The organism is Thiovibrio sp. Mzg5 (assembly GCF_055379285.1).
Genome location: NZ_AP022872.1, coordinates 188,591 through 214,963, shown reverse-complemented (window position 1 = coordinate 214,963; position 26,373 = coordinate 188,591). Strand labels below are relative to the sequence as shown.

Genomic DNA, 26,373 nt, shown 5'->3' with positions numbered 1-26,373 from the left:
CATGGTACGCTTTGACCGCCGCCTGCTGCTTAATGTCGACTGGGTTCTGATCGGGGCCGTGCTTGTTGTCGCCCTCATCGGCTTGGCCAACATTTACAGCTCCACCCATCTCTACACCAATGTGGGCGCCCCGCTCTACCTGAAGGAACTCACCTATTACCTGTTCGGCGCAGCCATCCTCCTGCTCATCGTCAGCATCGACTACCGGGTGCTGCTCACCCTGAATTACCCGTTGTATGTCGGAATGATCCTTCTGCTCCTTTTCGCTCTGGTCTTCGGCAGAACCATTGCTGGCGCCCAGCGCTGGATCAATCTCGGTTTTTTCCGCCTCCAGCCCTCAGAACCGGCCAAGCTCATCCTGGTTATCACCCTGGCCAGCTATTATTATCGCAAAGAAACCGGGAAAGGCTTCGGCCTGCTTGACCTGGCCGTCCCGGCCCTGCTGACCGGCCTGCCCTTCATCCTCATCGCCAAACAGCCCGATCTCGGCACCGGTCTTTTGCTGGGGTTCATCTTTATTTCCATGACCCTGTTTGTCAAACTCCGCTGGACCACCCTGGCGACCCTCTTGTGCGGCGGGCTTTCCATCATCCCCATCGCCTGGAAATTCTTCCTAAAACCCTACCAGCGCCAACGGGTTGAAACCTTTCTCAATCCGGAAAACGACCCCCTGGGCACAGGCTACCATATCATCCAGTCAAAAATCGCCGTGGGCAGCGGTTTGATCTTCGGAAAGGGATATCTGAAAGGAACCCAGGGCCAGCTCGATTTTCTGCCGGAACGGCACACCGACTTCGCCTTTTCGGTCTGGGCCGAGGAGTGGGGTTTTTTCGGCTCTGCCCTTCTGGTGGTCTGCTATTTTTTCATGATCCTCTGGGGGCTGAACATCGCCATCTCCGCCAGGGATAAATTCGGGGTGCTGCTTGCCTTTGGCGTGGTCTCGCTCATCTTCTGGCAGGCATTCATCAACCTGGCCATGGTCATGGGGTTGATGCCCGTGGTGGGCGTGCCCCTGCCCCTTATCAGCTATGGCGGCTCTTCGCTGCTCACCAACCTGGCAGGCCTTGGCCTCCTGATGAATATCCGGATGCGCCGCTACATGGGCTCCAGCTGATCACTGCAAGTTACAGCCAGCCTCTTTGCCGACAGGAATCAGAGACAAGGGTGTGCAACCCCCGGATGAACGCCGGACTGGTGTTGAGGGAGCTCGTGCGCTCAAGACGCAGCCCTAAGGACTCGGCCAGTTCCCGATACTGGATGTCGATCTCGTAGAGAGTCTCCACGTGATCGGAGACAAAACTGATCGGCACCATCAGAACATTTTTCACTCCTTCTCCGGCCAATTGCGCCAGCATCTCCGGGGTGGAAGGGGAAAGCCACTCCACCGGCCCGCTGCGGCTCTGGAAACAGAGCCGCCCGTTCATGCCGGTAATTTTTTCCACCGCCGCGATGGTCCGCTTGATCTGATCCAGATAGGGATCGCCTTCCCTGATAAAGGAAACCGGCAGGCTGTGCGCACTGTAAACCAGCTGCACCGATTCGTTGCCAAATCCCGTCAGCCCCTCTCGAATGCCCTGCGCCAGACACGCAACATACTCCGGCTGCTCCGGCCATTCCCTCACCTCGGCAAGCTCGAAGGCATGCCCCGAGGCAGCCACAGCCCGGCGCAGCGCATCCAGGGATGAACCGGTGGTGGCGCGGGAATAATGGGGATAGAGGGTCAGGGCCACAATGCGACGGACCCCGGCCTGGGCGAATTCCGCCAGGGCCGCCTCCGCCCCTGGGTGCCAGTAACGCATGGCCATGCGCACCACGAAACGGCCGTCCGCAGCCAGGGCCGCTTCGAGCGCCCTGCCCTGCTCCCCGGTGATTCGCGTAAGGGGCGAGCCGCCGCCGATCAGGCGATAGGCCTCCCGGCTCTTCGGCGCCCGTTTGGCGGCGATCCGTCCGGCAATGAATTTCTGGAGAAAGGGAAAGGGAGAAAGCCGGATGATCTCGCGGTCGGAGAAGAGATTGACCAGAAACGGCTCCACATCGGCCAGGGTTTCAGGGCCGCCGAGATTGAGCAGAATGACGCCGACTGGTTCGCTCATCGCGGAAACGCCTCCAACAGAAAGAGATCCCTGCCCAGCCGTTCCCCCAGCTCCTCCGGGGAAAAATCAAGCTCGGCAAAAAGACGCTCTTCAATGGCGTGGGCCTGGGAGAAGTTTTGCCGGATTCTGACGTGGAGATCCTCGTCCCCGTTGCCGTAGCGGTGGATAATGTAGTCGAGCCGCGCCTCAAGGGTGACCACTTCATCGTGGAGCACCCGCTTGTCCGCGTAATAGACGATTTCCTTTTCCGTGCAGCGCTCCGGGGCACCGCCTTTTAAGACAACATGCTCGGCCACGATCTCGGCCAGCTCGTCCAGGCCGTGTCGCAGGCAGATTTCCCGACCCAGCTCATCGTGCCGCAACTCCGTCTCCAGGGTGGCGGTCTTGGCAATATCGTGCAACAGGGCGGAGCTGACGATGAGTTCCAGGGATAGCCTCCTCCCGGCCCGCGCCAACTCGCTGCCGATGAGCCCGGCCACCCGGCTGACCATCACGGAATGCTCCCGAATATTGGGCAGCATCGCATACTGCTCCATAAGCTCGAAACATTGGGCAATGGAGGGAATCATTCCTATCCTTTTTTGCTCAGCCGATGCACCGCCTCAACAAAAAACTTTGCCTGTTCCGGCGGAATTTCCGGCACTATGCCGTGGCCAAGGTTGAAGATATGACCCCGCGCGCCCCGGGCCTGATCAAGGATATCCTGGATCAGCCGCTCCATCTTCGCCGGCGGCAGCAGCAGAGCGATGGGGTCCATGTTGCCCTGGAGCGACACCTTCTGCCCCACCACCTTCACCGCCTCGTCGATCGTGATCCGCCAGTCAAGCCCCAGCACGTCGGCCCCGCTTTCAAGCGACTGGGGCAGCAGGGTGGCGCCGTTATTGGCGAAATAGATGATGGGCACCGTCACGCCGCTCGCCTTGAGGGCGGCGATGATCTTCTTCACGTAAGGAAGGGCGAACTCGGCGAAATCGCAGGGCGCCAGCACCCCGGCCCAGGAATCGAAGATCTGCAACGCTTGGGCCCCGGCCGCAGCCTGGGCCTTGAGATACTCGATGGTACAGTCGGTGATTTTGTTCAACAGATCGCGGTACAGTTCCGGATCCGTGTACATCATCTTCTTGGTCAGGAAGTAGCCCTTGGACGAGCCGCCCTCAATGAGATAGGTGGCCAGGGTGAAGGGCGCTCCGGAAAAACCGATGAGCGGCACCCTCCCTGCCAGCTCGCGGCGCAGGATGCGGATGGTCTCCATAACATAGCCAAGCTCCGCTTCCGGGTCGGGCACATGCAGCTTCTCCATCCCGGCCCGGTCCCGGATCGGCTCCAGAAAAACCGGGCCCCGCTTCTCATGGAACTCCAGGGGCGCGCCCATTTTCTCTAGCGGCACCAGGATATCGGAGAAGAGGATGGCTGCGTCAACCCCCAGAATATCCACGGGCAGGATGGTCACCTGCGCCGCAGCCTCCGGGGTCTTGCACATCTCCAGGAAGGTGTATTTGCTGCGGATCGCCTGGTACTCGGGCAGAAAACGCCCCGCCTGCCGCATAATCCAGACCGGGGTGTAGTCAACCGCTTCTCCGCGGCAGGCCTTCAAAAAGGTATCGTTCATTGCTTCCTCTCTCCTGATTCCTGATTTCTCATCTTCATGGGCACATAGGTGCAGTAAGGCTCTTCCGCCATGTAATCGCCGGTCACGGCATAGGCCCTGGCCCGGCACCCCCCGCAGACATTGACATATTCGCAGGAGCCGCAGCGCCCCTTATAGGCCTTGAAATTGCGCAGATCGTGAAAAAGCTCCGATTTCTCCCAGATCTCCTTGAAGGATTTCTCGCGGATATTGCCAGCGGCCAGGGGGAAATAACTGCACGGCAGCACATTGCCATCCACATCGATCAAGGAGATAAGCTGGCCGGCCAGACACCCCTTGGAGCCGCCGGTGGAAAACTGCAGGGTCCGCCGCTCATAGTCATCGCCCTTTTCCTTGGCCTGCTGGAGCACGACCCGATAGTAGTTCGGAGCGCAGGTGGGCCGGACCAGGATATCCTTTTCCCCTTTTTCCATTTCGTAATGCCAGACCAGCAGCTTCTCGTAATCCTCCGGGGCAATCAATTCGTCCATGATATCCTCCCCCCGACCGGTGGGCACGATCATGAACATGTACCAGGCCGTGGCCCCAATTTCCTTGGCCAGATGGTAGATCTTCGGGATCTCGTCCTGGTTGCGTTTGGTGAAGGAGGAATTGATCAAAAAGGAAATGGAATTTTCGCGAAAGAGCTTGGCCGCGTTGAGGGTGCCGGCAAAGGCGCCGGGCTGGCAGCGAAAATCATCGTGCACCTGGGCGCTGGCGCCGTCCAGACTCAGGGAAACCATTTTGATCCCGGCGTCCTTGATTTTGCCGCAGATTTCCTGGGTCACCAGGGTGCCATTGGTGGCCAGACACATCCGCAAGCCAAGACCGGTGCCATAGGTGGCGATCTCGAACACATCGGGCCGCAACAGGGGTTCGCCCCCGGAAAGAACCACCACCGGTTTGCCGTAGGAGGCGATATCATCGAGAACCCGTTTGGCCTCGTCCAGAGTGAAATCAGGGTGCCCTTTCGCCTCAAGCCCGGAGGAGGAGCGACAATGCACACACTTGAGATTGCAGCGCCTGGTGATCTCCCAGGCTATCCATTTTGGTTCAAATTCCATGGTTCTTCCTCACAACGTTGAATACAGCCACTCACCAGCACGTTGGGACAATATACCCAAAGCCAAAAAAAGAACAAGCAAGGATTAGCAAGGCTGTTAGAGAAAATCATTATCGTTCGCCAAGATATCAAAAATTTCCGGCAGCCTTGGTCTTGCAGCCGTTCCTCAGCGCCGCTTCGCTGCTGCCGCAGATGCGCGGAAGAGGCCCGCGAAGTGTGCTGGTGCACATGAGCCCGCCGATGACAAAGCAGATGCGGTGCTGAGGAACGGTTACAGAAAATCGGCGGCCACGGCAGCCAGCTCGCTCCGCTCGCTTTTGAGCAGGGTGATGTGGCCGTGAATCTTCTGCTCTTTCAGACGCTCCACCGCGTAGGTCAGGCCGTTGCTGCTGCTGTCGAGATAGGGGTTGTCGATCTGGTCGGGGTCGCCGGTGAGCACCATCTTGGTGCCTTCGCCGGAGCGGCTGATAATGGTTTTCACCTCGTGGGGGGTCAGGTTCTGGGCCTCGTCCACGATGACGAACTGCTTGGGGATGGAGCGGCCGCGGATATAGGTCAAGGCCTCCAGCTCCACCACATGGGCCTGGAGGAGCTTGTCCACCTTCTGCTTGGCCGATTCGTCTGTTTCGTGCTCCTTGCGCCTGCTGCCGTCGGCCATCAGATAGGTGAGATTGTCGAAGATGGGCTGCATCCAGTGGGCCAGCTTCTCGTCCTTGTCGCCGGGCATGTAGCCCAGATCCTTGCCCATGGGAATGATGGGCCGGGAAACGAGAATCCGGTCGTAACGCTTGAGGGTGAGCACGCATTCCAGGGCGGCGGCCAGGGCCAGCAGGGTTTTGCCGGTGCCGGCCTGCCCTACCAGGGTCACCAACTGGATGGTCGGGTCCATCAGCAGCTCAAAGGCCATGCGCTGTTCCTTGCTGCGCGAGCGGATGTTCCAGACTGTTTCGTACTCCTCGTGCAGGGGCCCCAGCATTTCGCTGCCCTGGGCGCGGGTCAGGGCGGTGTGCTTTTCATCCGCCTCGTCCCGCAGGAGGACAAACTCATTGGGCATCAGTTTGAGGCCTTCGCTGGCCACCTGTTTCTTCTGGTAAAATTCGTTGATCACGCTGCCCGGCACCAGCAGCTCCCGCTGACCGCTGTAAAGCTCATCGATGTTGACCTTCTGTTTCTCGAAATCCATCACCTCGATGCCCAGGGCATCGGCCTTGAGCCGGGCATTGATATCCTTGGAAACGAAGATGACCTTTTCCCCTTTTTGCAGCAGGGTGAAGGCCACGGCCAGAATCCGGTTGTCCGCCACATGCATGTCCAGGCCCGTGTCGACGCATTTGCCCTTTTCCATATAGATCATCAGGGTGCCGCCGTGGTCCATGGGCACCCCTTCGCCCAATTTGCCCTTCTGACGCAGCACATCGAGCTGACGGATCACATGCCGGGCATTGCGGCCCAGTTCGTCGTTATGGCTCTTGAACTTGTCCAATTCCTCGATGACCGACATGGGCAGAACCACGATATTGTCGGCAAAGGAGGTGATGGAATCAGCGTTGTGCAGGAGGACGTTGGTGTCGACAACAAAGTATTTTTTCAAGGGCAGCTCCTGAAATGGATGATCTGGCCTGCGGACAACCGGTTGTTTCGAGCAGGGTAGCCGGTTCGAGGGCCTATTGGCAAGGGAAATGATACCTTCGTCTTGATACATTCTTGATGGTTTTCGACCGCCTTTTAACCCCGTCTTGATGCCGATTACGCTATAATAGCGGAAAAAGAGGCACACCGCCCCGTGCGGACCATTGCGGAACATTATCAGAAGGAAAGAACCTGCCATGACTCTTCCAAACGACCTACTCCAATTTTTCGGCCTGCTTGGAGTCTTACTGCTGCTGGCCCGCCCCCTGGGCACCTTCATAGCCCGGGTTTACAACGGCGAACGCACCTTCCTCTCCTCTGCCCTGGCCCCCTGCGAAAGCCTGTTCTACCGCATCTGCGGGGTGGACCGAAACGACGAGATGAGCTGGCAGCGTTACGCCCTGGCCATGCTACTCTTCAACCTGGTGCTTTTCCTGACCCTGATGGGCATGCTGCTGGCCCAGCCAGCCCTACCCTTCAATCCCCAAGGGCTACCGGGCCTCTCCTGGCCCCTGGCATTCAACACTGCGGTCAGCTTTGTCACCAACACCAACTGGCAAAACTATTCGGGCGAGTCCACCCTCAGCTACTTTACCCAGGTGGTGGGACTCACGGTGCACAACTTTGTCTCCGCCGCCAGCGGCATGGCCATCGTCATCGCGCTGATCCGAGGCTTTGTCCGGCGCACCACCGCCACCATCGGCAACTTCTGGGTGGACCTGACCCGCTCCGTGCTTTACATCCTGCTGCCGCTATCGCTGGTCGGCGCTGTTTTCCTGGTCTCCCAAGGAGCGCTCCAGAACTTCAGCGCCTACAAGACGGTACCGCTCACCCAGTCACTCAGCTACGACAAGCCGAAGCTGGACGAACAGGGCAGCCCCATGCTGGACCGGACAGGTAAGCCGCTCACCGAACGAGCGACCGCCAAAGAAGTCTCCATCCCCATGGGGCCTGTGGCTTCCCAGGAGGCGATCAAGGAGCTGGGCACCAACGGCGGCGGTTTTTTCAACGCCAACTCGGCCCATCCCTTTGAGAACCCCACCCCGCTCTCCAACTTCATCGAGGTTCTGTTTATCCTGCTGATCCCCGCCGCCTTGACCCGCACCTTCGGGGTAATGGTGGGCAATCCCAGACAGGGACGGGCGCTCCTCGGGGTGATGCTCTTCCTGTTTATTGTCGCCTTTGGCGTGCTCCACTGGAGTGAATTGGCCTCCACCCCCATGCTGCACCAACTCGGGGTCATAGGTGGCAACTTGGAGGGCAAGGAACTCCGTTTCGGTCTGGCTGGCACCAACATGTTCGAGGTGGCCACCACCGCCACCTCCTGCGGCGCGGTGACTGCCATGCACGACTCCCTCACCCCGCTGGGCGGCCTAGTGCCGCTCTCCCTGATTCTGCTGGGTGAAATCGTCTTCGGCGGGGTGGGCTCCGGCCTCTACACCATGCTGGCCTTTGCCATCATCGCCGTTTTCGTCTCCGGCCTGATGATCGGGCGCACCCCCGAATACCTGGGCAAGAAGATCGAGGTCCGGGAGATGTGGATGTCCATCGTTATCATCCTTGTGGCCGGCATCGTGGTGCTGATTTCCTCCGTCCTGGCCATGATCACCCCGTCGGCCACCGCCTCCATGGCCAACCCCGGCGCACACGGCCTCACCGAGGTGTTCTATGCCTTTGCCTCCATGGCCAATAACAATGGCAGCGCCTTTGCGGGTCTTGCCGGCAACACCAACTTTTACAACCTGCTGGGTGCGCTGGCTATGCTGATCGGCCGCTATGTTCCGGCCGTGGCGGTACTGGCCATGGCGGGCGGCCTGGCCGGGAAGAAGTATGTTCCTCCCAGCCTGGGGACGCTGCCCACCGACAAGTTCCCCTTTGCCTTCTGGCTGACCCTGGTCATCCTGATCGTGGGAGCGCTCACCTTCTTCCCGGCCCTGGCCCTCGGACCGATTGTTGAACATCTTTCCATGATGGGAGTAAACTAAAACCATGTCCAAACATCTTCCTGAACAGAAGTCGGTTTTTGATCCGACCTTGCTCCGCGCCGCGTTTATCGAATCCGTCAAGAAACTCGATCCGCGTCTGCTGTGGCGCAACCCGGTGATGCTCTGTGTGGAAATCGCCAGCTGCATCACGGTGATCACCTTCATTATGTCCCTCACCGGTACTGGCCGCGAACCCGCCTGGTTCACCGGCCAGGTCTCGGTCTGGCTCTGGCTGACCGTTCTCTTCGCCACCTTTGCCGAGGCGCTGGCCGAAGGAAGGGGCAAGGCGAGGGCCGCAAGCCTGCGCAAATCCCGCACCGACGTAATGGCAAAACAATTGGCCAACGCCAACCCTGCCGCTAAAACCACCGCCGTGAACGCGACTCAGCTCCGCAAAGGGGACCATATCCTGGTGGAAACAGGCGAGATCATCGCCGGCGACGGGGAGATCGTCTGCGGCGCCGCCCTGGTCAACGAATCGGCGGTGACCGGCGAATCCGCCCCGGTGGTGCGCGAGTCCGGCGGCGACCGCAGCGCGGTGACCGGCGGCACCACCGTGGTCTCCGGCAGCGTGGTGATCCGGATCACCGCCGACCCCGGCGAAACCTTCCTCGACCGGATGATTTCCCTGATCGAGGGGGCCAAGCGGCGCAAAACCCCCAATGAGGTGGCCCTGGAGGTGCTGCTCATTGCACTCACCTTGATCTTCCTGCTGGTCTGCGCCAACATCAGCCCGCTTTCGGCCTACAGCGTCATGGCCACCGGCCAGGGAACCCCGGTTTCCCTCACTATCCTGGTGGCCCTGTTCGTCTGTCTGGCGCCCACCACCATCGCCGCGCTGCTGCCGGCCATCGGCATCGCCGGCATGGACAGGCTCTTCCAGAAAAACGTCATCGCCCTCTCCGGCCGGGCCATCGAGGCGGCGGGCGACGTCAATGTCCTGCTCCTGGACAAGACCGGCACCATCACCCACGGCAATCGGGAGGCAGTGGAGTTCATTCCGGTGGGCCGCCACAGCGAGCGCGAGGTGGCCGAGGCAGCCCTGATGGCGTCGCTGGCCGACGAGACCCCGGAGGGCCGCAGCATCGTGGCCCTGGCCCTGCAGCGGTTTCAACTTGACCGGCAAACCATGCCCGGTGATGGTGAGCCGGTGGAATTCAACGCGCAAACCCGCCTCTCCGGCCTCAACACGGCGGGAAGGCAGTACCGCAAGGGCGCAGCCGATTCCCTGGTCGCCTTTGTCCGTGGGCTGGCAGGGGAATCCATCCCCGTTGAGCTGGCCCAGGTGGTTGATCGGGTCGCCCGGGCCGGCGCCACGCCGCTGGTGGTCTGTTGCGACACCGAGGTCTTCGGGGTGGTCAATTTGAAGGACATCGTCAAGAGCGGCATCCAGGAGCGGTTCCGGCAGCTGCGGGCCATGGGGATCAAGACGGTGATGATCACCGGCGACAACCCGCTCACCGCTGCGGCCATCGCCGCCGAGGCCCAGGTGGACGACTTCCTGGCCCAGGCCACGCCGGAGGACAAGCTCCGCTTGATCAAGGAAAGCCAAGAAGCGGGCTTCATGGTGGCCATGACCGGCGACGGCACCAACGACGCCCCGGCCCTGGCCCAAGCCGACGTGGCGGTGGCCATGAACACGGGTACCCAGGCGGCCCGGGAGGCGGCCAACATCATCGATCTGGACTCCAACCCCACCAAGCTGCTGGACATCGTCGAGGTGGGCAAACAAATCCTGATGACCCGTGGCAACCTCACCACCTTCAGCATCTCCAACGACATCGCCAAGTACTTTGCTATCATCCCGGCGGCCTTGCTCTCCATCTACCCCCAACTGGATGCCTTGAACGTCATGCGGTTGGCCAGCCCGCAGAGCGCCATCCTCTCGGCGGTGATCTTCAACGCCCTGGTCATCCCCTTTCTCGTGCCGCTGGCGCTGAAAGGCACCAAGTTCCGGCCCATGCCGGCGGAAAAGCTGCTGATCTCGAACCTGCTCGTTTACGGGGTGGGCGGCATTATCGTACCCTTTGTCGGCATCAAGATTATCGACCTGGTGGTCGGTTTATTTGTATAATGATTTATCCCGACGCCATTCGGAGAAAAAAAACCATGAAAGAACTGAAACCAGCCATTCTGATGTGCCTGTTGTTCACCGTGCTCTGCGGCGGGTTCTACCCGGCGGTGGTTACCGCCCTCGCCCAGGCCCTCTTCCCACACCAAGCCAACGGCAGCCTGATCACCGATGCCAACGGCCAGGCAATCGGCTCGGCCCTCATCGGCCAGCCCTTTTCCGGCCCGCACTACTTCTGGCCCCGGCCCTCGGCCACCGCCGAGTTTGCCTACAACCCCATGGCCTCGGGCGGCTCCAACAGCGGCCCCACCAATCCGGCCTTTCTCGCCACCGTGGCGGAACGGGTCGAAGCCCTGCGGGCCACCGGCATCACCACCCCCATCCCCGCCGACCTGGTGCTGGCCTCGGCCAGCGGCCTTGATCCCCACATTTCCCTCGCAGCCGCCCGACTGCAGATCCCACGCATCGCTTTAGCCCGCAATCTTTCCGAGGATGCGGTGGCCGGCTTCGTGGCCATCCACACCGAGGGCCGCCAGCTCGGCCTGCTGGGAGAGCCCCGGGTCAATGTACTGCTGCTCAACCGGGCGCTGGATTCCCAACCGTGACCAACAACGACGACATCCGGCCCTCGCCGGAGGCCATGCTCAAGCTGGCCCAGGCCGAGGAAGCCCAGACCGACCAGGGCAAGCTCAAGATCTTCCTCGGCTACGCGGCCGGGGTGGGCAAAACCTTCTCCATGCTGAGCGCGGCCCGCCAACGCAAACGGGAGGGGCGGGACGTGGTGGCGGCCTACGTGGAATCCCACGGACGGGCCGAGACCGATGCCCTGCTTGAGGGGCTTGCCACCATCCCCAAGTTGCAGCTTGAATACCAGGGAGTGGTGCTTTTCGAGCTGGATCTCGACGCAGTGCTAGCCAGAAAGCCCCAGATCGCCATGGTGGACGAACTGGCCCACACCAATGCGCCGGGCTGTCGGCATGAAAAACGTTGGCAGGATGTACAGGAACTGCTGACCGCCGGCATCGACGTTTACACCACGGTCAATGTCCAACACTTCGAGAGCTTAAACGACGTGGTGGAGAAGATCACCGGGGTGGTGGTGCGGGAGACCGTGCCGGACCTCCTGCTCGACCAGGCCGCAGAGATCCAGCTGGTGGACATCCCGCCGGACGAGCTGCTGGAACGGCTGAGCCAGGGCAAGATCTACATCCCCGAGCAGGCGGCCAGGGCCATGGAAAAGTTCTTCCAGCCCGGCAACCTCATCGCCTTGCGAGAACTCTCCCTGCGCCGCGCTGCGGCCCGAGTGGACGACCAGATGCGCTCCTACATGGAGAGCCGCGCCATCCCGGGCCCCCGCACCGTGGCGGAGCGGCTGCTGGTCTGCATCAGCGGCAGCCCGTTCGGCGAGAAGCTGATGCGCACCACCCGGCGGTTGGCCGACGAGATGAAGGCCCCCTGGCACGCACTCTACATCGAAACCCCGGACACCGGCCGCTTCAGCCGCGAAAACCGGGAACAGATCTGGCGCGATCTCAGACTGGCCGAGAGCATGGGCGCCACCGTGGCCACGGTCACCGCAACCACAGTGGCCGAAGCGGTGGCCGATTACGCCGGCCGCCACAACATCACCAAGATCGTGGTGGGCAAGCCCACCCGGCCGCGCTGGCGCGAGTTGCTACGGCCACCCATCGTGGATCAGGTAATCCGGGAAAGCGGCGAGATCGATGTGTATGTGGTCAGCATGAGTGCCGGCGAACGGCGCACGGCAACGCGGCAACACCGCCCGGTCCGGACCATCCCCTGGTCGGGGTATGCGGCGGCCGTGGCCCTGGTAGTCGGAACGACCCTGCTCTGCGGTCTGGTCCAGCCCTTCTTCTCCCCCACCAACATGGTGATGTTCTACCTGCTCGCCGTGGTGGCGGCCGCGGTCCGGCTCGGGCTGCAACCGGCCTTGGTCACTGCTTTTCTCGGGGTACTCGCCTTTGACTTCTTCTTCGTCTCCCCCCGGTTCAGCCTTGCCGTGGCCGACGCCGAATACCTGATGACCTTTGCCGGCTTCCTCACCGTGGGGCTGGTGATCAGCTCCCAGGTGGCCAGAAGCCGCGAACGGGCGAAATCGCTGCAACTACGGGAGGTACAGACCGCCAGCCTCTACTACCTGAGCCGCGATCTGGCCGGTGCCGCCGACCTGGTTGCCGTCACCGGCGCGGTACTCCGCAACCTCCGGGAAAGCCTGCAGGCCGAAATCGTGGTCTTCCTGGCCGATGGGGAGCAACTCAAAATCATCTCCGCCAGCGAGAAACTGACCCTCGACCTCAAGGAACGGGCGGTGGCGGACTGGACCTTCCGCAATCACCAGGAAGCGGGTCGCGGCACCACCACCCTGGGCTCGGCCGGACTCCTTTACCTGCCGCTCAAGACCGCGACCACCATCCACGGGGTGCTCGGGGTCAGACTCGAACAGACAGCCGACTACAACTCCCAGCAGCACCGGCTCCTGCTCGATGCCTTTGCCAGCCAAACCGCCATGGCCCTGGAGCGCGTGCGTTTCTCCCAGCAGGCGGAGCAGGCCCAGATCCTCCAGGCCAGGGAGAACCTGGAACGGGCGCTCCTGAACTCCATCTCCCACGATCTGCGCACCCCGCTGGCCTCCATCACCGGGGCGTTGAGCAGCATGCGGGACCAGGAGGGGTTGGACGAGGCGGCCCGGGCCGAGTTGCTGGCCACCGCCTACGAGGAGGCAACCCGGTTGAACCGCTTTGTCGGCAATCTGCTGGACATGACCCGGTTGGAGGCCGGGGCAGTGCGGCTGAAGTACACGCCCTGCGACATGGAGGAGCTGATCGGCTGCGCCCTGTCGGTGCTCGATCCGCGCTTGGGGAAGCGGGAGATTGTGGTGCGCCTCCCCCCGGACCTGCCGCTGGTGATGCTGGACATGGGCTGCATGATCCAGGTGCTGGTCAACCTGCTGGACAACAGCCTCAAATATTCGCCCCAGGATCGGCCCATTACCATGAATGCCCGGACCGACAGAGAGTGGCTGGTCTTGGAGGTGGTCGACCATGGCCCCGGCGTTGCCGAGGCAGACCTGGAACGGATCTTCGACAAGTTCCACCGGGTGTCGGCGCCGGAAGGGGCGCGCGGCACCGGGCTCGGCCTTTCCATCTGCAAGGGGTTTGTCCAGGCCCACGGCGGCAAGATCAGCGCCGCCATCACACCCGGCGGCGGCCTGACCGTGACGATCAGGCTGCCCCTTACCCCGCCACCCCAGGCAGAGGGTCCAACCCATGAATGAGACAAGACCCAGCGACCATCCCCCCCGCATCCTGGTGGTGGACGACGAGGCCGCCATCCGGCGGCTGCTTGTCACCGTGCTGGGAAGCAGTGGCTTTGCCGTGCATCTGGCGGAAAATGGTCGCCTCGGCCTGGCCGCCGCAGCAGCAGTGCGACCGGACCTGATCCTGCTCGACCTGGGGCTGCCCGACCTGGACGGGGTGGAGGTGATAAGGCGGCTGCGCGAGTGGTCGCCAGCACCGATCATCGTCCTGTCGGTGCGGGAACAGGAGGACGACAAAGTGGCCGCCCTGGACGCCGGCGCAGACGACTACCTGACCAAGCCCTTTGGCGTGCCGGAGCTGCTGGCCCGCATCCGGGGGGCGCTCAGGAGGGTCGTCGGCCAGGCCCCGGAGCCGATCTTCCGCAGCGGCGGACTTGAAGTGGATCTTGCCCGGCGGCTGGTGCTGGTGGCCGGACAGGAGGTGCAGCTCACCCCCACCGAGTACGAAATCCTCCGGCTGCTGGTGACCCACGCCGGCAAGGTGCTGACCCACCGCCAGCTGCTCAGCCGGATCTGGGGCGCCTCCCACCTGGAGCAGCCGCACGTGCTGCGGGTGAACATCAGCAACCTGCGGCGCAAGATCGAACGCGACCCGGCCCGACCCAGCCTGCTGTGCACCGAATCCGGGGTGGGGTACCGGTTGCGGGCGGAATCGTAAGCCAACACCAGCCGCCGGCAATCCCCTCTTTTCCCATGCCAACCGGCAGGGTCTGTGCTATGATATGCCCCTATGAAAATCGCCCTCATCCAATACAACCCGGTTATCGGCGACTTTGCCGCAAATATCGCCGCGATCTCCGGCTGGCTGGACAAGGCCAAGGCAGCGGACTGCCAACTGGCGGTGCTGCCGGAGCTGGCCATCAGCGGCTATCCGCCCCAAGATCTGTTGGAGCGGTCAGCCTTTCTCGACGACCAGGAGCGGGCCTTTGCCCGGCTGGTGGCAAAGGCCCACGACATCGGCATCGGAGTGATCTGCGGCCTGGTCTCCCGCAACCCCACCTCCGTGGGCAAGCCCCTGCACAACAGCGGTGTCCTCTTCAGCGATGGCGAGGTGCTGTTCACCACCCACAAACAGCTCCTTCCCACCTACGATGTCTTTGACGAGGCCCGCTATTTCGAGCCGGGCCATGGGAACGGGACCTTCCGCTACAAGGGTTTGCACCTGGGCCTCACCATCTGCGAGGATATCTGGAACGACAAAAGCCTTTTTCCCTGCCCCCTCTACGCCACCGATCCGGTGGACGGTATGCTGGCCCAGGCCGACAGCCCCTTGGAGCTGTTGATCAACCTGGCAGCCTCCCCCTTCAATCTGGGCAAGGGTACTGTCCGGCAGAAAATCTTCACCAACCTCTGCCAGCGCCACCACCTGCCGCTCATCTACGTCAATCAGGTGGGCGGCCAGGATTCCCTGATCTTTGACGGCAACAGCGTAGCCCTCGACAAAGAGGGCGCGGTTGTGGCCCAGGCCGCCCGGTTCAGCGAAGATATGGTGGTGGTGGACACCGATACCTGGCAGGGGGAGATCCACGGTGCGCCCGGTGATGCGGAACAGGAGACCGGCGAGGTCTGCGAGGCTCTGGTGCTGGGCACCCGCGACTATGTAACCAAATGCGGCTTTTGCAAGGTGGTTATCGGGTTGTCCGGCGGGGTGGATTCTGCCCTGACCGCAGCCATCGCCGCCCGCGCCTTGGGGCCGGAAAATGTGCTGGGGGTCGCCCTGCCCTCGCCCTATTCCTCCCCGGAAAGCTTGGAAGACGCCGAACAGCTGGCCAAAAACCTGGGGATCGATTTTACCATCCTGCCCATCACTGGTCTGTTCGAAGCCTATCTCGCCACCCTGGCCCCCATCTTTGCCGGGGCAAAGCCTGATGTCACCGAACAGAACATCCAGGCCCGCATCCGGGGCAATCTGCTCATGGCCATTGCCAACAAGCAGGGACGGCTGCTGCTCTCCACCGGCAACAAGAGCGAAAACGCCGTGGGCTACTGCACCCTGTACGGCGACATGAGCGGCGGCCTGGCGGTGATCGCCGATGTGCCCAAGCAGCTGGTCTATGCCCTGTGCCGCCATCTCAACCAAAGCCGGGAGATTATCCCCTACCGCACCATCGACAAACCCCCCAGCGCCGAGCTGGCCCCTAACCAGCGCGACGAAGATGATCTGCCGTCCTACCCGGTGCTGGACGCGATCCTTGCCGCCTACCTGGAGGAGCATCGCTCCATCGGTGAGATCGTGGCCATGGGCTTTGATCGACCGGTGGTGGAGGACGTGGTCCGCCGCATCCGGACCAACGAATACAAACGCAAACAGGCCCCCCTCGGCCTCAAGGTCACCACCAAGGCCTTTGGGCAGGGCCGCCGCTACCCCACCGCCGAGGGCTACCGGGAAACCGTCCTGCCATGAAAATCCCCCCTATTTCCCCACGCTGGACCATTCTCTGCCTACTCCTGGTGGTGCTTGCCTTGGTGGTCCGCGAGAACCTGACCAAGAGGCCGGACAAACTCTACCAGCTGGTCAACGGCCAGGTGGAGATGTGCCTCTCCTGCCACAAGGAGGAAAAACTCGACCCGGCCCATGGCCGCGAGGTGCTGGGCTGCTCGTCCTGCCATCTCGGCGACCCGCTGGCCATCGAGAAAAAGGCGGCGCACAAGGGCATCGTCAAGAACCCCGGCGACCTGCGGGTGGTGGAAAAAACCTGCGGGGTCGAGGGGTGCCACGCCCAGGATGTCAAGAAGGTGAAGAACTCGCTCATGGCCACCAACCGCGGCATCCTCGCCACCCTGCTCCACTACTGGGGCGAGGCCCCGAACCAGCACGGCGATTTTTCGGTGGAGGAGCTGAACAGAACCGGCAAGACCTCGCTGGCCATCGACTACTACCGCAAGCTCTGCGCCACCTGCCATCTCTGGAAGCAAAAGGGCGACATGGAAGGCTTCTTCGGCGAGAAGGGCGGCGGCTGCACCGCCTGCCATTACACCCGGCCCCAAGCCCCCACCGCAGTCCGGCCCTGGGAAACCTTTTTCCAATTCGGCCAGCTCAAAAAAAAGCCGCACCCGCTCATCAACAAAAAAATACCCATGGAGAACTGCATCCGCTGCCATAACCGGAGCGGCCGGGTGGGCACCTCGTTTATCGGCGTCTACGAGGGGGAGAGCTATGGCACCCCCTACGAGAAAGGCACCCCCTCCAAAAAAGAGCTGCCCGGCGACCGCTACTATCTTGATCTGGCCCCGGACATCCACCACCAGAAAGGCATGGCCTGCATCGACTGCCACACCCGCGACGAGATCATGGGCGACGGCACCAATTACGCCCATTACGAACAGGCGCTGGAGATCTCCTGTACCATCTGCCATGTGAACCCCAAAGACGGCAAACCCGGACTCACCCGCAAGAACAAACAGCTCAACAACCTGGAACAGGGTCCGGACGGGAAATATCTCCTCATCGGCAAACTCACCGGCAAAAAGCATCCCCTCAACCCGCCCAAGGCAGGGGTCTGCGACTACCCTGGCCACAAGCGCATGGGCTGCGAAGCCTGCCACTCCAGTTGGATTCCGCAATGCTACGGCTGCCACGCCAAGCGGGATATGCGGGAAACCCATCTGGACAAGCTAACCGGCAAGGAAACCGCAGGCTGGTGGGAAGAGGGCCGCTCCTATCTCCGGTTTGAAAAACCCATGCTGGCCATCTGGAAGGACAAGATCGTCACCGTCACCCCCGGCTGCCAGGATGTCGTGACCCTGATCGACAAAGAGGGCAAACCGGCAGGCTCCTTCAACTCGCTGACCATGGCGGCCTTAAGCCCCCACACCACCCAGAAGGCGGGCCGCACCTGCGCCGACTGCCACACCTCCACCAAGACCGTGGGGTTGGGCGAGGGCACGGCCTGGAAGGAAAAGGGGGAGTGGCGGTTCAACGGAGTTGACCAGGGGTTGCAAACCCAGGCCGGACCCACCCCGCCGCTGGACGGTTATGTGAACATCGAGGGCAAGCCGCTGCAAAAAAGCGCCCGGCCCGACCTGCGCCCCTTCAACAAAGGGGAGCTGGCCCGCATCCTGCGGGTGGGGCAATGTTTGCCCTGCCACAAGGATTACAGCGACAAGATCTACACCAATTACACGCCCGAGCGGAAATGCCCGGTGTTTGACGAGGAGTCTGGGACGACGAGGAGATAGCCGCCCTCGCTCTCCTTGCTTGACACGCAACCGTGGAATATGTGATGCTCCATGCAGCCTGTTTGGTGGACAGATAAACCCCGATTAGGAGTTAAAATGGCAACAGGACTTGAAGCGGCATTTGTCAAACCTATCGTCGATGCTCTCTTAGCAATATTTAAAAAATCAAAGACATCGAAATTGAAGAAAGATGCAGAAAATGCCTTGTCCGAAGCCATTCGTGAATTACTCAAGGCTTCTCCAAATATACGATCGGCTGAAGCAAAGATTGCTGTAGCCAAGGCAGAAAAAATTATCAATGCAGATCTCTTATTAGCTGAAGAATTGGCTTCAAAGCACCGTACTGCAGGTAAAGTGGCTTACACAAAAAAGGCTATCACGCCAAGTGCGAAGGCCGCAGCAAAACCGGCAACCGCTAAGAAGTCCGCAGTAAAGCCAGCCGCATCCAAGAAAGCACCGGCAAAACCAGTAACATTAAAGAAGGTACCGGCAAAGCCGCAAACAACAAAAAAAGGATGAAACCCAGATCTAACACTGCGCCCCTGAATTTCGATCTTCGGCCTTTTTTGACTTTGTTTAGGCCATAAACAGAACAAATTACGATCACCCCATATGAAATACAACTATATCGGCAAAAGCGGCCTGCGCGTCTCCAACATCTGCATGGGGACCATGACCTTCGGGAAAAAATGCGATAAAAAAATATCGTTTGAAATCCTTGATAAAGCCTATGCAAATGGCGTCAACTTTTATGATACGGCGGAAGTTTATCCCGTTCCGCCAACGGCAGAAACATATGGGCTCACGGAAGAGATCTTCGGCGAGTGGCTGGCAGGTAAGCCAAGGGATTCAATTATCCTTGCCACGAAAGTCGCGGGTGCGGCCAATGGCTGGTTCGTTCCCCCGGTGCGGCATGGGCTTACGGCCATCGATGCGTTTCATATCACCACCGCCATCGAAGGGAGCTTACGGCGGCTCAAGACCGATTACCTCGATCTCTATCAGGTCCACTGGCCCGACACCGTCGTTCCCATTGAAGAGAGCCTGGAAGCGCTCGATCAACTCGTGCGCAGTGGGAAGGTGCGCTATATCGGGACTTCGAACGAGAATGCCTACGGCCTGACCAAGGCCTTGGAGACCAGCCGTTATCGGGGCTTCAAGCGATTCGAGAGCATCCAGAACAACTTTTCCCTGCTCAACAGGCGCTTCCTGGATGAAATTGCCATCGTCTGCAAAAAAGAGCAGGTCGGGTTGCTCCCCTTTTCGCCCTTGGCCGGCGGAGTGTTGAGCGGCAAGTATAAGCCTGACCACCAGTGGGACGGCTTTCGCTTCGGGGATTACCTGAACAATCCTGATCCGAGGATGAAAGCGCAGGCTGGACGATTTGCCGGAAAGAGATCGATAGCAGCGGCACAAAAATATGCTGCCATCGCCAGAAAACATGGGCTTGCACCGGCAACCATGGCGGCAGCCTGGACGCTCAGTTTTGATTTTGTCCCCAGCACCATCGTCGGGGCAACGCATCCTTCGCAACTGGACGATACCCTCAAAGCCTCGGAAACCGTCCTTTCACCAGAACTCCTGAAAGAGTGCGACAGCGTCAATCAAGAGATTCTGTACCCGATGGGATGAGCGGGATGACGCAAAGACCCTTTTATACTTGGGAAGGCAACGTTCTGGTCCTCAATATCCTCGGCACCCCCAATGCCAAGAAAGATGCCATCGGCAAGGTAAAGGGACATCAACTCTGCGTCAGCGTCAAGGCTGTGCCGCGGGGAGGAAAGGCGACCGACTACATGGTGCGTTTCCTGGCGGATGAGTTTGGTGTTGCGGTGAAAGATATTGAGGTCGTGACCGGCAGGATGAATGTCAACAAGGTGCTCAGGATCAAATCCCCCCAGCGGCTGCCAGGGGTTATCGGGCAGCAGAAATTATTTTAGTATTTTCACATGGATGTCCCAACTTTTTTCCGCCTTTTTCCCCGCCGTTAACCAGCCGCAACAAGCACTCAACAAAAATTCTGGGTGATCAGCACCTTGCCGTTCTTCCCGATGGCGACGCCGATCCCCTCCCGCTGGTAGTGACGGGTCAGGATATTGCGCCGATGGCTGGGGCTCGTCATCCATTGCCTGACTACGGCGGCGGCAAACTGCTCCTCCGCGTCCTCGGAAGTCATTGTCTGTCCATTCCGACGCACGATGGCGCTGGAGAGATGATTATAGGCAATGTTCTCGCCCCCCAGAATGGTGCTCCGGCTGAAGAAGAAGCCCTTTCTGATGGCGCACTTGAATCCGGCCCGCCGGTAACGCTGAACGAAATTGCGGCCTTCCGGATCGGTGTGGGAAAAAAAATTACGCGTCGCCATATCCTGGCTGTAATCGCGGGCGATCTGCTGCAGGGTTTGATTCCATTCCAGATCCGGCAGTCCTGCATTCTTTCGCTCCTGGTTGATGAGGTCATGGATTCTCATTTCCAGCCTGGCAACATCAACGGCGGGTTGTCCAGTGGAGCGCGACTCATTACGGTTGTTCGCCGCGCTCGCGACTGGTCCGGTCAGCCAGCAGCAGCTGAACAGCACAAGAAGCATTGGGATAAGGATTGTTTTTTTTCGCATGGCGACCAGGGGGATGCTGTTTCCTAAACCGGGGTGACAACGTCTATCTGTATTTTCACAGTAGCAGAAACGCGCCTGTTGGGCGAGTTGCGTTCCAGTTTTTCTTCCACAAGGCAGATGCAGCTGGATTGCGGTGGCAATCGCCGTGATCAGCTGCGTCTTGCCCCTTGAACCGGGGAGACTGGGGGCGTGTTTGGCCTCTCTCGGTTCACCGGCCATCCCCGCCTGTTCCCCCTCCCTTCTTTTCCCCAAACCCCAAGGTAATCCAAAAAACCCTGGCCAGGGAACGCAACGGCTGGCTCGGCTGGATCAGATGCCGCAGCTCGTGCAGGGGCGGCTTGCCCTCCTCCGGCGACAGTCCGAACATGAAACCGGCTGCGGCCAGGCCGATACAGCCGGCGATGAGAAAACAGAGGCGGAAGCCAGCCATCCCCCAATAATCAATGAGCAGCCCCGCCAAGATCGGCGGCAACCCGTTGGCAGTGGAGACCCCGAGAATCCAGAGGCTGGTATAGGCCACCCTCCCCTCGTCGCGCACCCGGCAGAGCATGCCGCTGGCGCTGACCATGGTGAAGGCGGCATTGAAGATCGTGGTGAAAACGATGACCGGCACCGCCAGCAGCGCGGTCATCCTGCCACCCGGCAGCAGCCCCCACCAGCAAAAAGCCAGCAGCGCATGCGCAGCCAGGAGCTGGATCATCGCCGGGACGCTGCCGAAGCGGTCGGCGGCCCTGCCCCAGAAATGAACAGTACAGGCCACCCCGATCCCGCCTGCGGCAAGGAGCAGCATGATCTTGGCCTCGGAATAGCAGAGCATGTCGCGCAGATACATCACCGAAGCGGCATTGAGCCACATGACCGAACCGGTGCCCAGCATGGCGAGGAGGAAAAAGCGGCGGTACTCTTGATCCGCCAGCGCCTGTCGCAAGGAAGGGCTCCGGCCGGAGAATCCGAAATCCGTGGCGACGACCCGCTCGCCGCCCGGGATCTTGCCGATAAGCTGCACGCTCCAGAAGCCTGCGCCGATGCCCGCCGCGTAAAGGAGAAAAAAACAGCTCAGCCCCTGCCCCAGGCCGAAGATCAGGGCCATGGCCAGGGCAAGGGCGATGATGATCACCTGACTCATGGCGGCCTCGATGGAGAGGTAGGAGCCGAGAAGCGGCCGGGGGACGATCTCGTGCAGCCAGGGATACCAAGCGCCCACGCCCACGGCCCGGATGAGGGAAAAAGCCAGGGTGGCGAAGAGCAGCACCTGCCAGCCGCCTGCCTCACCCCAGCGGCTTATTGCCCAGGGGACAAGAAAAACCGACAAGGAGAGGACATTTCTGGCAAGCCAGGTCCACAGCAGCAGCTTCCGGGGGCCAAGCCACTCAACGAGCGGCACGGTGAACACCACCAGCAGCATGGAAATAGGGAGAAAGGAAAGCAGCAGCCCCACCCAAGCCGGGGGCATATTGAGGGCGCGGGCAAAGAGGACCATGGCCGGCCCGGCGATACATTGCCAGGAAAAGACATTGACCGCCGTGAAGATCAGAAAAAGACGGGGCGGTCGGGGAAGCTCCCGCACCGCCGTGAGATAGGAACGCAGCATGATGCCCTCGTAAAAATCATTTTCAACTTTCAAAGTATACGCTGCCCAGACTCTTTGCAATGCCAACCACCGCTGCAAATCTTGATCAATTCCGCGAAGAGGGCTTTTCTTCCCCTGTAATCGCTGGTATAGAGAGAAATACGACTAGGCCGTTAACCAACATTATGAAATAATACGGAAAGGCGCAGGTAGCGGCCCCAACGGCACGCTTTCCCGCTGAACAATAGAGGCAAACCATGATCATCACCCCTGTCACCACCACCTCTGCCAAGGGCAAAGAGATCCTGGCCGGATTGCGCGACCGTTTTCAACTGGCCGACCCTGCCTGCCAGCAGACCGTGACCACCATCATCGCCGACATCCGCCAGCGCGGTGACGAGGCGTTGATCGAATACATCCGCAAATTCGACGCGCCGTCCATGAGCGCAGCCCAGCTCCAGGTAAGCGACGAGGAGTTGCACGAGGCCATGCTCTCGGTGGATGACGACTTCCTCGACACCCTGGAACTGGCCATCGAGCGCATCTACACCTTTCACGAGCGGGAAAAGGAACAGTCCTGGATGGTGACGCGGGAAGACGGCGCCATCACCGGACGGCTCGTGCATCCGGTGGATTCCGCCGGCCTTTATGTGCCGGGCGGCCAAGGCGGCAAAACCCCCCTGGTCTCCTCGGTGCTGATGAACGGCATCCCCGCGGCCATCGCCGGGGTGGAGCGGCGGGTAATGATGACCCCGCCCGATGAAAACGGCAAGGTTAATCCGGCCCTGCTGGTGGCGGCCCAGGAAATCGGGATCACCGAAATTTACAAGGCAGGCAGCGCCTGGGCCATCGCCGCCCTGGCTTACGGCACCAAGACCATTGCCCCGGTGGATGTGATCGTCGGCCCGGGCAACCAGTATGTGACCGAGGCCAAGCGCCAGGTTGCAGGGAGAGTGCGCATTGACATGATCGCCGGCCCCAGCGAGGTGCTGATCATCGCCGATGAAACCGGGGAGCCCTCCTATATCGCCGCCGACATGCTGGCCCAGGCCGAACACGACCCGCAGGCTCAAGCCATGTGCATCACCACCAGCGAAAAGTTGGCCGGACAGATCGTGGTGGAACTCAAAGCACAGCTGGCCAAGCTCTCCCGCTCCGAAATCGCCAAAAAATCCTTGAGCGAACGCGGGGTGATTTTGGTGGCAAAAGACCTGGAGGAAGCGATCCTTTTGGCCAACCAGATTGCCGCCGAGCATCTGGAGCTGATGGTCCACGAGCCCTTTCTCTGGCTGACCCGCGTCCGCCATGCCGGGGCGATCTTCCTTGGCCGCCACACCCCGGAATCCGCCGGGGATTACCTGGCCGGTCCCAACCATGTGCTGCCGACCATGGGCACGGCCCGCTTCTCCTCGGCCCTGGGGGTGGAAACCTTCATCAAGAAATCCAGCCTGATCGCCTATTCCGAAGAAGCTCTTCGGGCGGACAGCAAGCATATCCAGCTGCTCGCCAAGCTGGAAGGCCTCACCGCCCATGCCAATTCCGTGGCCATCCGGACCAAGAAAAAATAGGGTGGCAACCCACGAAATTTGCCGGCAGTCCCTTACACATGGCAAGCTGGGAAGGATGGCCGATATTTTTTTTGCCTCCCCCCGGCTTTCGGAGTATATTGCCTACCTAGTATCCCCCGTACCACATTGTTCCCTTACTAGGTTGCGAACAAGGCGCCATGCTAAAAACAATCCTCATAGTCGATGATTCCGCCATGATCCGGCGTATCGTCAGCCAGCTTGTCCAGCAACTGGGGCACCAATCCATCACCGCGGAAAACGGTCTCCTGGGATACGAACTGGCCACCGAGATCCGGCCGGATATGATTATCATGGACATCGAAATGCCGGTAATGGATGGCTTCGAGTCAACCAGCCGGATCAAGGCGGACCAGCGCACCGCCCATATCCCGGTGGCGTTTTTTACCGCCCTGGGAAGCGAGGAGAATATCCAGCAGGCCAGGGAGGCGGGCGGCATCGGCTTTTTAAACAAGCCGATCTGCAAGGAAGAACTTGGCAAGGCCATCCGCGACATTCTCGGGACGGACTGACTGCCATGGCCTCTATTCGGGACTACCTGTTCGATACCGCATTTTTGGACCAATCCATCGCCTATCTGGCCGAGGCGCTTGATCTCGCCATTACCGTGATCGACAGCGAGGGAACGCCCGTGGCAAGCCGCCACACCGAGGGGCGCGACACCCCGGTCAGCCGCGCCTACCCTTTTAGTTTTCCCTCCGACATCGGCTCCCTTGTCTGCGCCGCGCCAAGCCAGGATCTCCTTTCCCAGGCCGAACCGCACATCCTCTATTGCCTGGCCTCCCTGAACAGCCAGCTCCTGCGGGAAACGGAACTCCGGGAAACCACCGAGGAGATGCTGCAACTCTCCAGCCAGCTCAACTTCCTGTTCAAGGTGGCCAAGAAAATCATCGGGATCGATGACCTGAAAAAATGCTACCAGATCATCCTGGATGAAATTTCCCAAACGACCAAGGCGGACAAGGGATTCATCCACACCAAGGGTCGGTGGGACGAGGAAATCCGTGTCACCAACCGGATGACCGACGAGGAAGTGGACTCCACCCGGAACAGCATCTGTCTGAAACATGCGGCGGCAGGCAGCACCATTATCTGCGCCCGTGAAGACGGCGCCTCGCTGCTCTGCTCGCCGATCAAGGAAAAAGACAGCCAGAGCGGCCAGATGGTCTTTATCCGCGTCCCCGGCCACCGGGCTTTTTCCGCCTCGGAAAAACAGCTGGTCGCCATTATCGAAAACATCATCTCCCCGACCTTTGAAACCCTGCGCCTGTACGACAGCCTCCAGGATCTCTACCTGAACACGGTCAAGGCCCTGGCCGCGGCCATTGACGCCAAGGACGAGTACACCCACGGCCATTCCTTCCGGGTGGCCAAATACGCCATGGCCATCGGCGGAGAGCTGGGGATCAACAACCAGCAGCTCAACGACCTGGAAATCGCCGGTTACATGCATGACCTGGGCAAAATCGGCATCTCGGAACTGATCTTAAGCAAGCCCGGCAAGCTCACCCACGAAGAGTTCTGCCTCATCCAGAAGCATCCGGTCTTCACCGACAAGATTCTCCAGCCCATCAAGCTGCCGGCCCACATCCTCGAGGGGGCAACCCAGCACCATGAACGAATGGACGGCACCGGCTATCCCGCTGGCCTGCTGGGCGTGAACATCTCCCTGTTCGGTCGGATCATCGCGGTGGCGGATGTCTTCGACGCGCTCACCTCCAAACGCACCTACCGGGAAGCCTTGCCGGTGGAAGAAGCGCTCCGGACCCTATGCGAGGGCATCGACAGCCTGTTCGATCGCGAGATGATCATCGCCTTCATCTCGGCCCTGCGTTCGGAGCGGAGCAAGGAGGTGCTGGCCGACATCAACATGGGGCTGAGATACGACGACATCCATAATCTAAACCAGTTTCTCGTCGAACTGAAGGATTTCGCCCTGGCCGTCAACCGGAATTGACCCCGTCCGGCCGACGACAACTAAGGAAACCATGCAGATTCTCAAGCATCTTTTCGACAATAACAAAGATTGGGCAGCCAAGATTAAAAATGCTGACCCCGATTTCTTCAGCAAGCTCTCCAACCAGCAGCGGCCCGAATATCTTTGGATCGGCTGCGCCGACAGCCGGGTGCCAGCCAACGAAATCGTCAACATGCTGCCCGGCGAGATCTTCGTGCATCGCAACATCGCCAACGTGGTGGTCCATACCGACCTCAACTGCCTTTCGGTGATCCAGTACGCGGTGGATGTGCTCAAGGTCAAACACATCATTGTCTGCGGCCACTACGATTGCGGCGGCATTACCGCCGCCCTGGAAAACAGCGAGCATGGCCTCATCGACAACTGGCTCAGGCATATCAAGGATGTATACCGGTTTCACCAGAAAGAGATCGATGCCCAGCCCAGCGAAAAGGAACGGCTCGACCTGCTCTGCGAATTGAACGTGGTGGAACAGGTGGCCAACGTCTGCCACACGACCATGGTACAAAACGCCTGGAAATCAGGACAGGAGCTGGCGGTGCACGGCTGGATCTACCGGGTGAGCGACGGCATCCTCAGGGATCTCAACGTCTGCACCACCGGCATTGAGGGTATTCCCCTGATTCAGCGCATCGCCTGAT

The 26,373-nt window shown here is 60.5% G+C and carries 22 protein-coding genes; 15 read left to right on the top strand and 7 right to left on the bottom strand.

From position 1 onward, the window contains the following. The first annotated feature begins 1 nt into the window (after position 1). A complete protein-coding gene (rodA, locus tag ACZ46D_RS00960) occupies positions 2-1,114 on the top strand; it encodes a rod shape-determining protein RodA (protein ID WP_464928171.1) in 1,113 nt (370 codons plus the stop codon). 10 nt (positions 1,115-1,124) lie between these two features. Here the strand turns inward: rodA and hemH are convergent, their stop codons facing one another. From hemH to ACZ46D_RS00935, 5 genes are all read right to left on the bottom strand, one after another. Next, on the bottom strand, positions 1,125-2,093 hold the full coding sequence (gene hemH / locus ACZ46D_RS00955) for a ferrochelatase (RefSeq protein WP_464928170.1): 969 nt from the start codon (positions 2,091-2,093) through the stop codon (positions 1,125-1,127). Beyond that, entirely contained in the window at positions 2,090-2,662 is a 573-nt protein-coding gene (locus ACZ46D_RS00950; RefSeq protein ID WP_464928169.1) for an HD domain-containing protein, read from the bottom strand. The genes hemH and ACZ46D_RS00950 overlap by 4 nt, the downstream gene beginning before the upstream one ends. A 2-nt stretch (positions 2,663-2,664) precedes the next feature. Next, a complete protein-coding gene (gene hemE, locus ACZ46D_RS00945; protein ID WP_464928168.1) occupies positions 2,665-3,702 on the bottom strand; it encodes a uroporphyrinogen decarboxylase in 1,038 nt (345 codons plus the stop codon). Beyond that, the gene (locus ACZ46D_RS00940) at positions 3,699-4,784 is read right to left on the bottom strand and encodes a radical SAM protein (protein ID WP_464928167.1); all 1,086 of its coding nucleotides are present in this window, start codon (positions 4,782-4,784) and stop codon (positions 3,699-3,701) included. Before ACZ46D_RS00940 ends, hemE begins: the two co-directional genes overlap by 4 nt. 270 nt (positions 4,785-5,054) lie before the next feature. Then, positions 5,055-6,374: a PhoH family protein gene (locus ACZ46D_RS00935; RefSeq protein ID WP_464928166.1), complete on the bottom strand. Its 1,320-nt coding sequence runs from the start codon at positions 6,372-6,374 to the stop codon at positions 5,055-5,057. Between the two features lie 235 nt (positions 6,375-6,609). On the opposite strand from ACZ46D_RS00935, the gene kdpA reads away from it, so the two are divergent. The 10 genes from kdpA (at position 6,610) to ACZ46D_RS00885 (ending at position 19,924) form a co-directional block, all read left to right on the top strand. Then, positions 6,610-8,397, top strand: a complete 1,788-nt coding sequence (gene kdpA, locus ACZ46D_RS00930) for a potassium-transporting ATPase subunit KdpA (protein ID WP_464928165.1) — start codon at positions 6,610-6,612, stop codon at positions 8,395-8,397. Positions 8,398-8,401: 4 nt separating this feature from the next. Beyond that, a complete protein-coding gene (gene kdpB / locus ACZ46D_RS00925; protein ID WP_464928164.1) occupies positions 8,402-10,471 on the top strand; it encodes a potassium-transporting ATPase subunit KdpB in 2,070 nt (689 codons plus the stop codon). A gap of 35 nt (positions 10,472-10,506) precedes the next feature. After that, on the top strand, positions 10,507-11,073 hold the full coding sequence (gene kdpC / locus ACZ46D_RS00920; protein WP_464928163.1) for a potassium-transporting ATPase subunit KdpC: 567 nt from the start codon (positions 10,507-10,509) through the stop codon (positions 11,071-11,073). Then, positions 11,070-13,763, top strand: a complete 2,694-nt coding sequence (locus tag ACZ46D_RS00915) for a DUF4118 domain-containing protein (protein ID WP_464928162.1) — start codon at positions 11,070-11,072, stop codon at positions 13,761-13,763. Before kdpC ends, ACZ46D_RS00915 begins: the two co-directional genes overlap by 4 nt. Then, positions 13,756-14,463, top strand: coding sequence for a response regulator (locus ACZ46D_RS00910; RefSeq protein WP_464928161.1), 708 nt, complete (start codon positions 13,756-13,758; stop codon positions 14,461-14,463). Before ACZ46D_RS00915 ends, ACZ46D_RS00910 begins: the two co-directional genes overlap by 8 nt. A 72-nt stretch (positions 14,464-14,535) precedes the next feature. After that, on the top strand, positions 14,536-16,209 hold the full coding sequence (locus tag ACZ46D_RS00905; protein WP_464928160.1) for an NAD+ synthase: 1,674 nt from the start codon (positions 14,536-14,538) through the stop codon (positions 16,207-16,209). Continuing rightward, complete coding sequence (locus tag ACZ46D_RS00900; protein WP_464928159.1) at positions 16,206-17,984, top strand: hypothetical protein; 1,779 nt, start codon at positions 16,206-16,208, stop codon at positions 17,982-17,984. Before ACZ46D_RS00905 ends, ACZ46D_RS00900 begins: the two co-directional genes overlap by 4 nt. A 96-nt stretch (positions 17,985-18,080) precedes the next feature. Next, positions 18,081-18,503, top strand: a complete 423-nt coding sequence (locus tag ACZ46D_RS00895; protein ID WP_464928158.1) for a hypothetical protein — start codon at positions 18,081-18,083, stop codon at positions 18,501-18,503. A 93-nt stretch (positions 18,504-18,596) separates the two neighbouring features. Further along, positions 18,597-19,616 (top strand): aldo/keto reductase, encoded by a 1,020-nt coding sequence (locus ACZ46D_RS00890; RefSeq protein WP_464928157.1) that lies wholly within the window; start codon positions 18,597-18,599, stop codon positions 19,614-19,616. Positions 19,617-19,621: 5 nt separating this feature from the next. Then, positions 19,622-19,924, top strand: coding sequence for a DUF167 domain-containing protein (locus ACZ46D_RS00885; RefSeq protein WP_464928156.1), 303 nt, complete (start codon positions 19,622-19,624; stop codon positions 19,922-19,924). Positions 19,925-19,992: 68 nt separating this feature from the next. Here the strand turns inward: ACZ46D_RS00885 and ACZ46D_RS00880 are convergent, their stop codons facing one another. Both ACZ46D_RS00880 and ACZ46D_RS00875 read right to left on the bottom strand, forming a co-directional pair. Beyond that, a complete protein-coding gene (locus tag ACZ46D_RS00880) occupies positions 19,993-20,817 on the bottom strand; it encodes a CAP domain-containing protein (protein WP_464928155.1) in 825 nt (274 codons plus the stop codon). After that, positions 20,807-22,222, bottom strand: a complete 1,416-nt coding sequence (locus tag ACZ46D_RS00875; protein WP_464928154.1) for an MFS transporter — start codon at positions 22,220-22,222, stop codon at positions 20,807-20,809. The genes ACZ46D_RS00880 and ACZ46D_RS00875 overlap by 11 nt, the downstream gene beginning before the upstream one ends. Before the next feature lie 203 nt (positions 22,223-22,425). Between ACZ46D_RS00875 and hisD the strand changes: the two genes are divergently transcribed. The 4 genes from hisD to can all read left to right on the top strand — a co-directional run bounded on the left by hisD (position 22,426) and on the right by can (position 26,372). Next, a complete protein-coding gene (hisD, locus tag ACZ46D_RS00870) occupies positions 22,426-23,736 on the top strand; it encodes a histidinol dehydrogenase (protein ID WP_464928153.1) in 1,311 nt (436 codons plus the stop codon). Between the two features lie 158 nt (positions 23,737-23,894). Further along, entirely contained in the window at positions 23,895-24,266 is a 372-nt protein-coding gene (locus ACZ46D_RS00865; protein ID WP_464928152.1) for a response regulator, read from the top strand. A 5-nt stretch (positions 24,267-24,271) separates the two neighbouring features. Further along, the gene (locus ACZ46D_RS00860; protein ID WP_464928151.1) at positions 24,272-25,711 is read left to right on the top strand and encodes an HD-GYP domain-containing protein; all 1,440 of its coding nucleotides are present in this window, start codon (positions 24,272-24,274) and stop codon (positions 25,709-25,711) included. Positions 25,712-25,742: 31 nt separating this feature from the next. Next, positions 25,743-26,372 (top strand): carbonate dehydratase, encoded by a 630-nt coding sequence (gene can / locus ACZ46D_RS00855; protein WP_464928150.1) that lies wholly within the window; start codon positions 25,743-25,745, stop codon positions 26,370-26,372. Position 26,373: the final 1 nt, after the last annotated feature.

Excerpts from the sequence above, each read along its gene's own strand:
- rodA (WP_464928171.1), top strand. The coding sequence starts at position 2 with ATGGTACGCTTTGACCGCCGCCTGCTGCTTAATGTCGACTGGGTTCTG.
- hemH (WP_464928170.1), bottom strand. The coding sequence starts at position 2,093 with ATGAGCGAACCAGTCGGCGTCATTCTGCTCAATCTCGGCGGCCCTGAA.
- ACZ46D_RS00950 (WP_464928169.1), bottom strand. The coding sequence starts at position 2,662 with ATGATTCCCTCCATTGCCCAATGTTTCGAGCTTATGGAGCAGTATGCG.
- hemE (WP_464928168.1), bottom strand. The coding sequence starts at position 3,702 with ATGAACGATACCTTTTTGAAGGCCTGCCGCGGAGAAGCGGTTGACTAC.
- ACZ46D_RS00940 (WP_464928167.1), bottom strand. The coding sequence starts at position 4,784 with ATGGAATTTGAACCAAAATGGATAGCCTGGGAGATCACCAGGCGCTGC.
- kdpA (WP_464928165.1), top strand. The coding sequence starts at position 6,610 with ATGACTCTTCCAAACGACCTACTCCAATTTTTCGGCCTGCTTGGAGTC.
- kdpB (WP_464928164.1), top strand. The coding sequence starts at position 8,402 with ATGTCCAAACATCTTCCTGAACAGAAGTCGGTTTTTGATCCGACCTTG.
- kdpC (WP_464928163.1), top strand. The coding sequence starts at position 10,507 with ATGAAAGAACTGAAACCAGCCATTCTGATGTGCCTGTTGTTCACCGTG.
- ACZ46D_RS00910 (WP_464928161.1), top strand. The coding sequence starts at position 13,756 with ATGAATGAGACAAGACCCAGCGACCATCCCCCCCGCATCCTGGTGGTG.
- ACZ46D_RS00905 (WP_464928160.1), top strand. The coding sequence starts at position 14,536 with ATGAAAATCGCCCTCATCCAATACAACCCGGTTATCGGCGACTTTGCC.
- ACZ46D_RS00900 (WP_464928159.1), top strand. The coding sequence starts at position 16,206 with ATGAAAATCCCCCCTATTTCCCCACGCTGGACCATTCTCTGCCTACTC.
- ACZ46D_RS00895 (WP_464928158.1), top strand. The coding sequence starts at position 18,081 with ATGGCAACAGGACTTGAAGCGGCATTTGTCAAACCTATCGTCGATGCT.
- ACZ46D_RS00890 (WP_464928157.1), top strand. The coding sequence starts at position 18,597 with ATGAAATACAACTATATCGGCAAAAGCGGCCTGCGCGTCTCCAACATC.
- ACZ46D_RS00885 (WP_464928156.1), top strand. The coding sequence starts at position 19,622 with ATGACGCAAAGACCCTTTTATACTTGGGAAGGCAACGTTCTGGTCCTC.
- ACZ46D_RS00880 (WP_464928155.1), bottom strand. The coding sequence starts at position 20,817 with ATGGCCGGTGAACCGAGAGAGGCCAAACACGCCCCCAGTCTCCCCGGT.
- hisD (WP_464928153.1), top strand. The coding sequence starts at position 22,426 with ATGATCATCACCCCTGTCACCACCACCTCTGCCAAGGGCAAAGAGATC.
- ACZ46D_RS00865 (WP_464928152.1), top strand. The coding sequence starts at position 23,895 with ATGCTAAAAACAATCCTCATAGTCGATGATTCCGCCATGATCCGGCGT.
- ACZ46D_RS00860 (WP_464928151.1), top strand. The coding sequence starts at position 24,272 with ATGGCCTCTATTCGGGACTACCTGTTCGATACCGCATTTTTGGACCAA.
- can (WP_464928150.1), top strand. The coding sequence starts at position 25,743 with ATGCAGATTCTCAAGCATCTTTTCGACAATAACAAAGATTGGGCAGCC.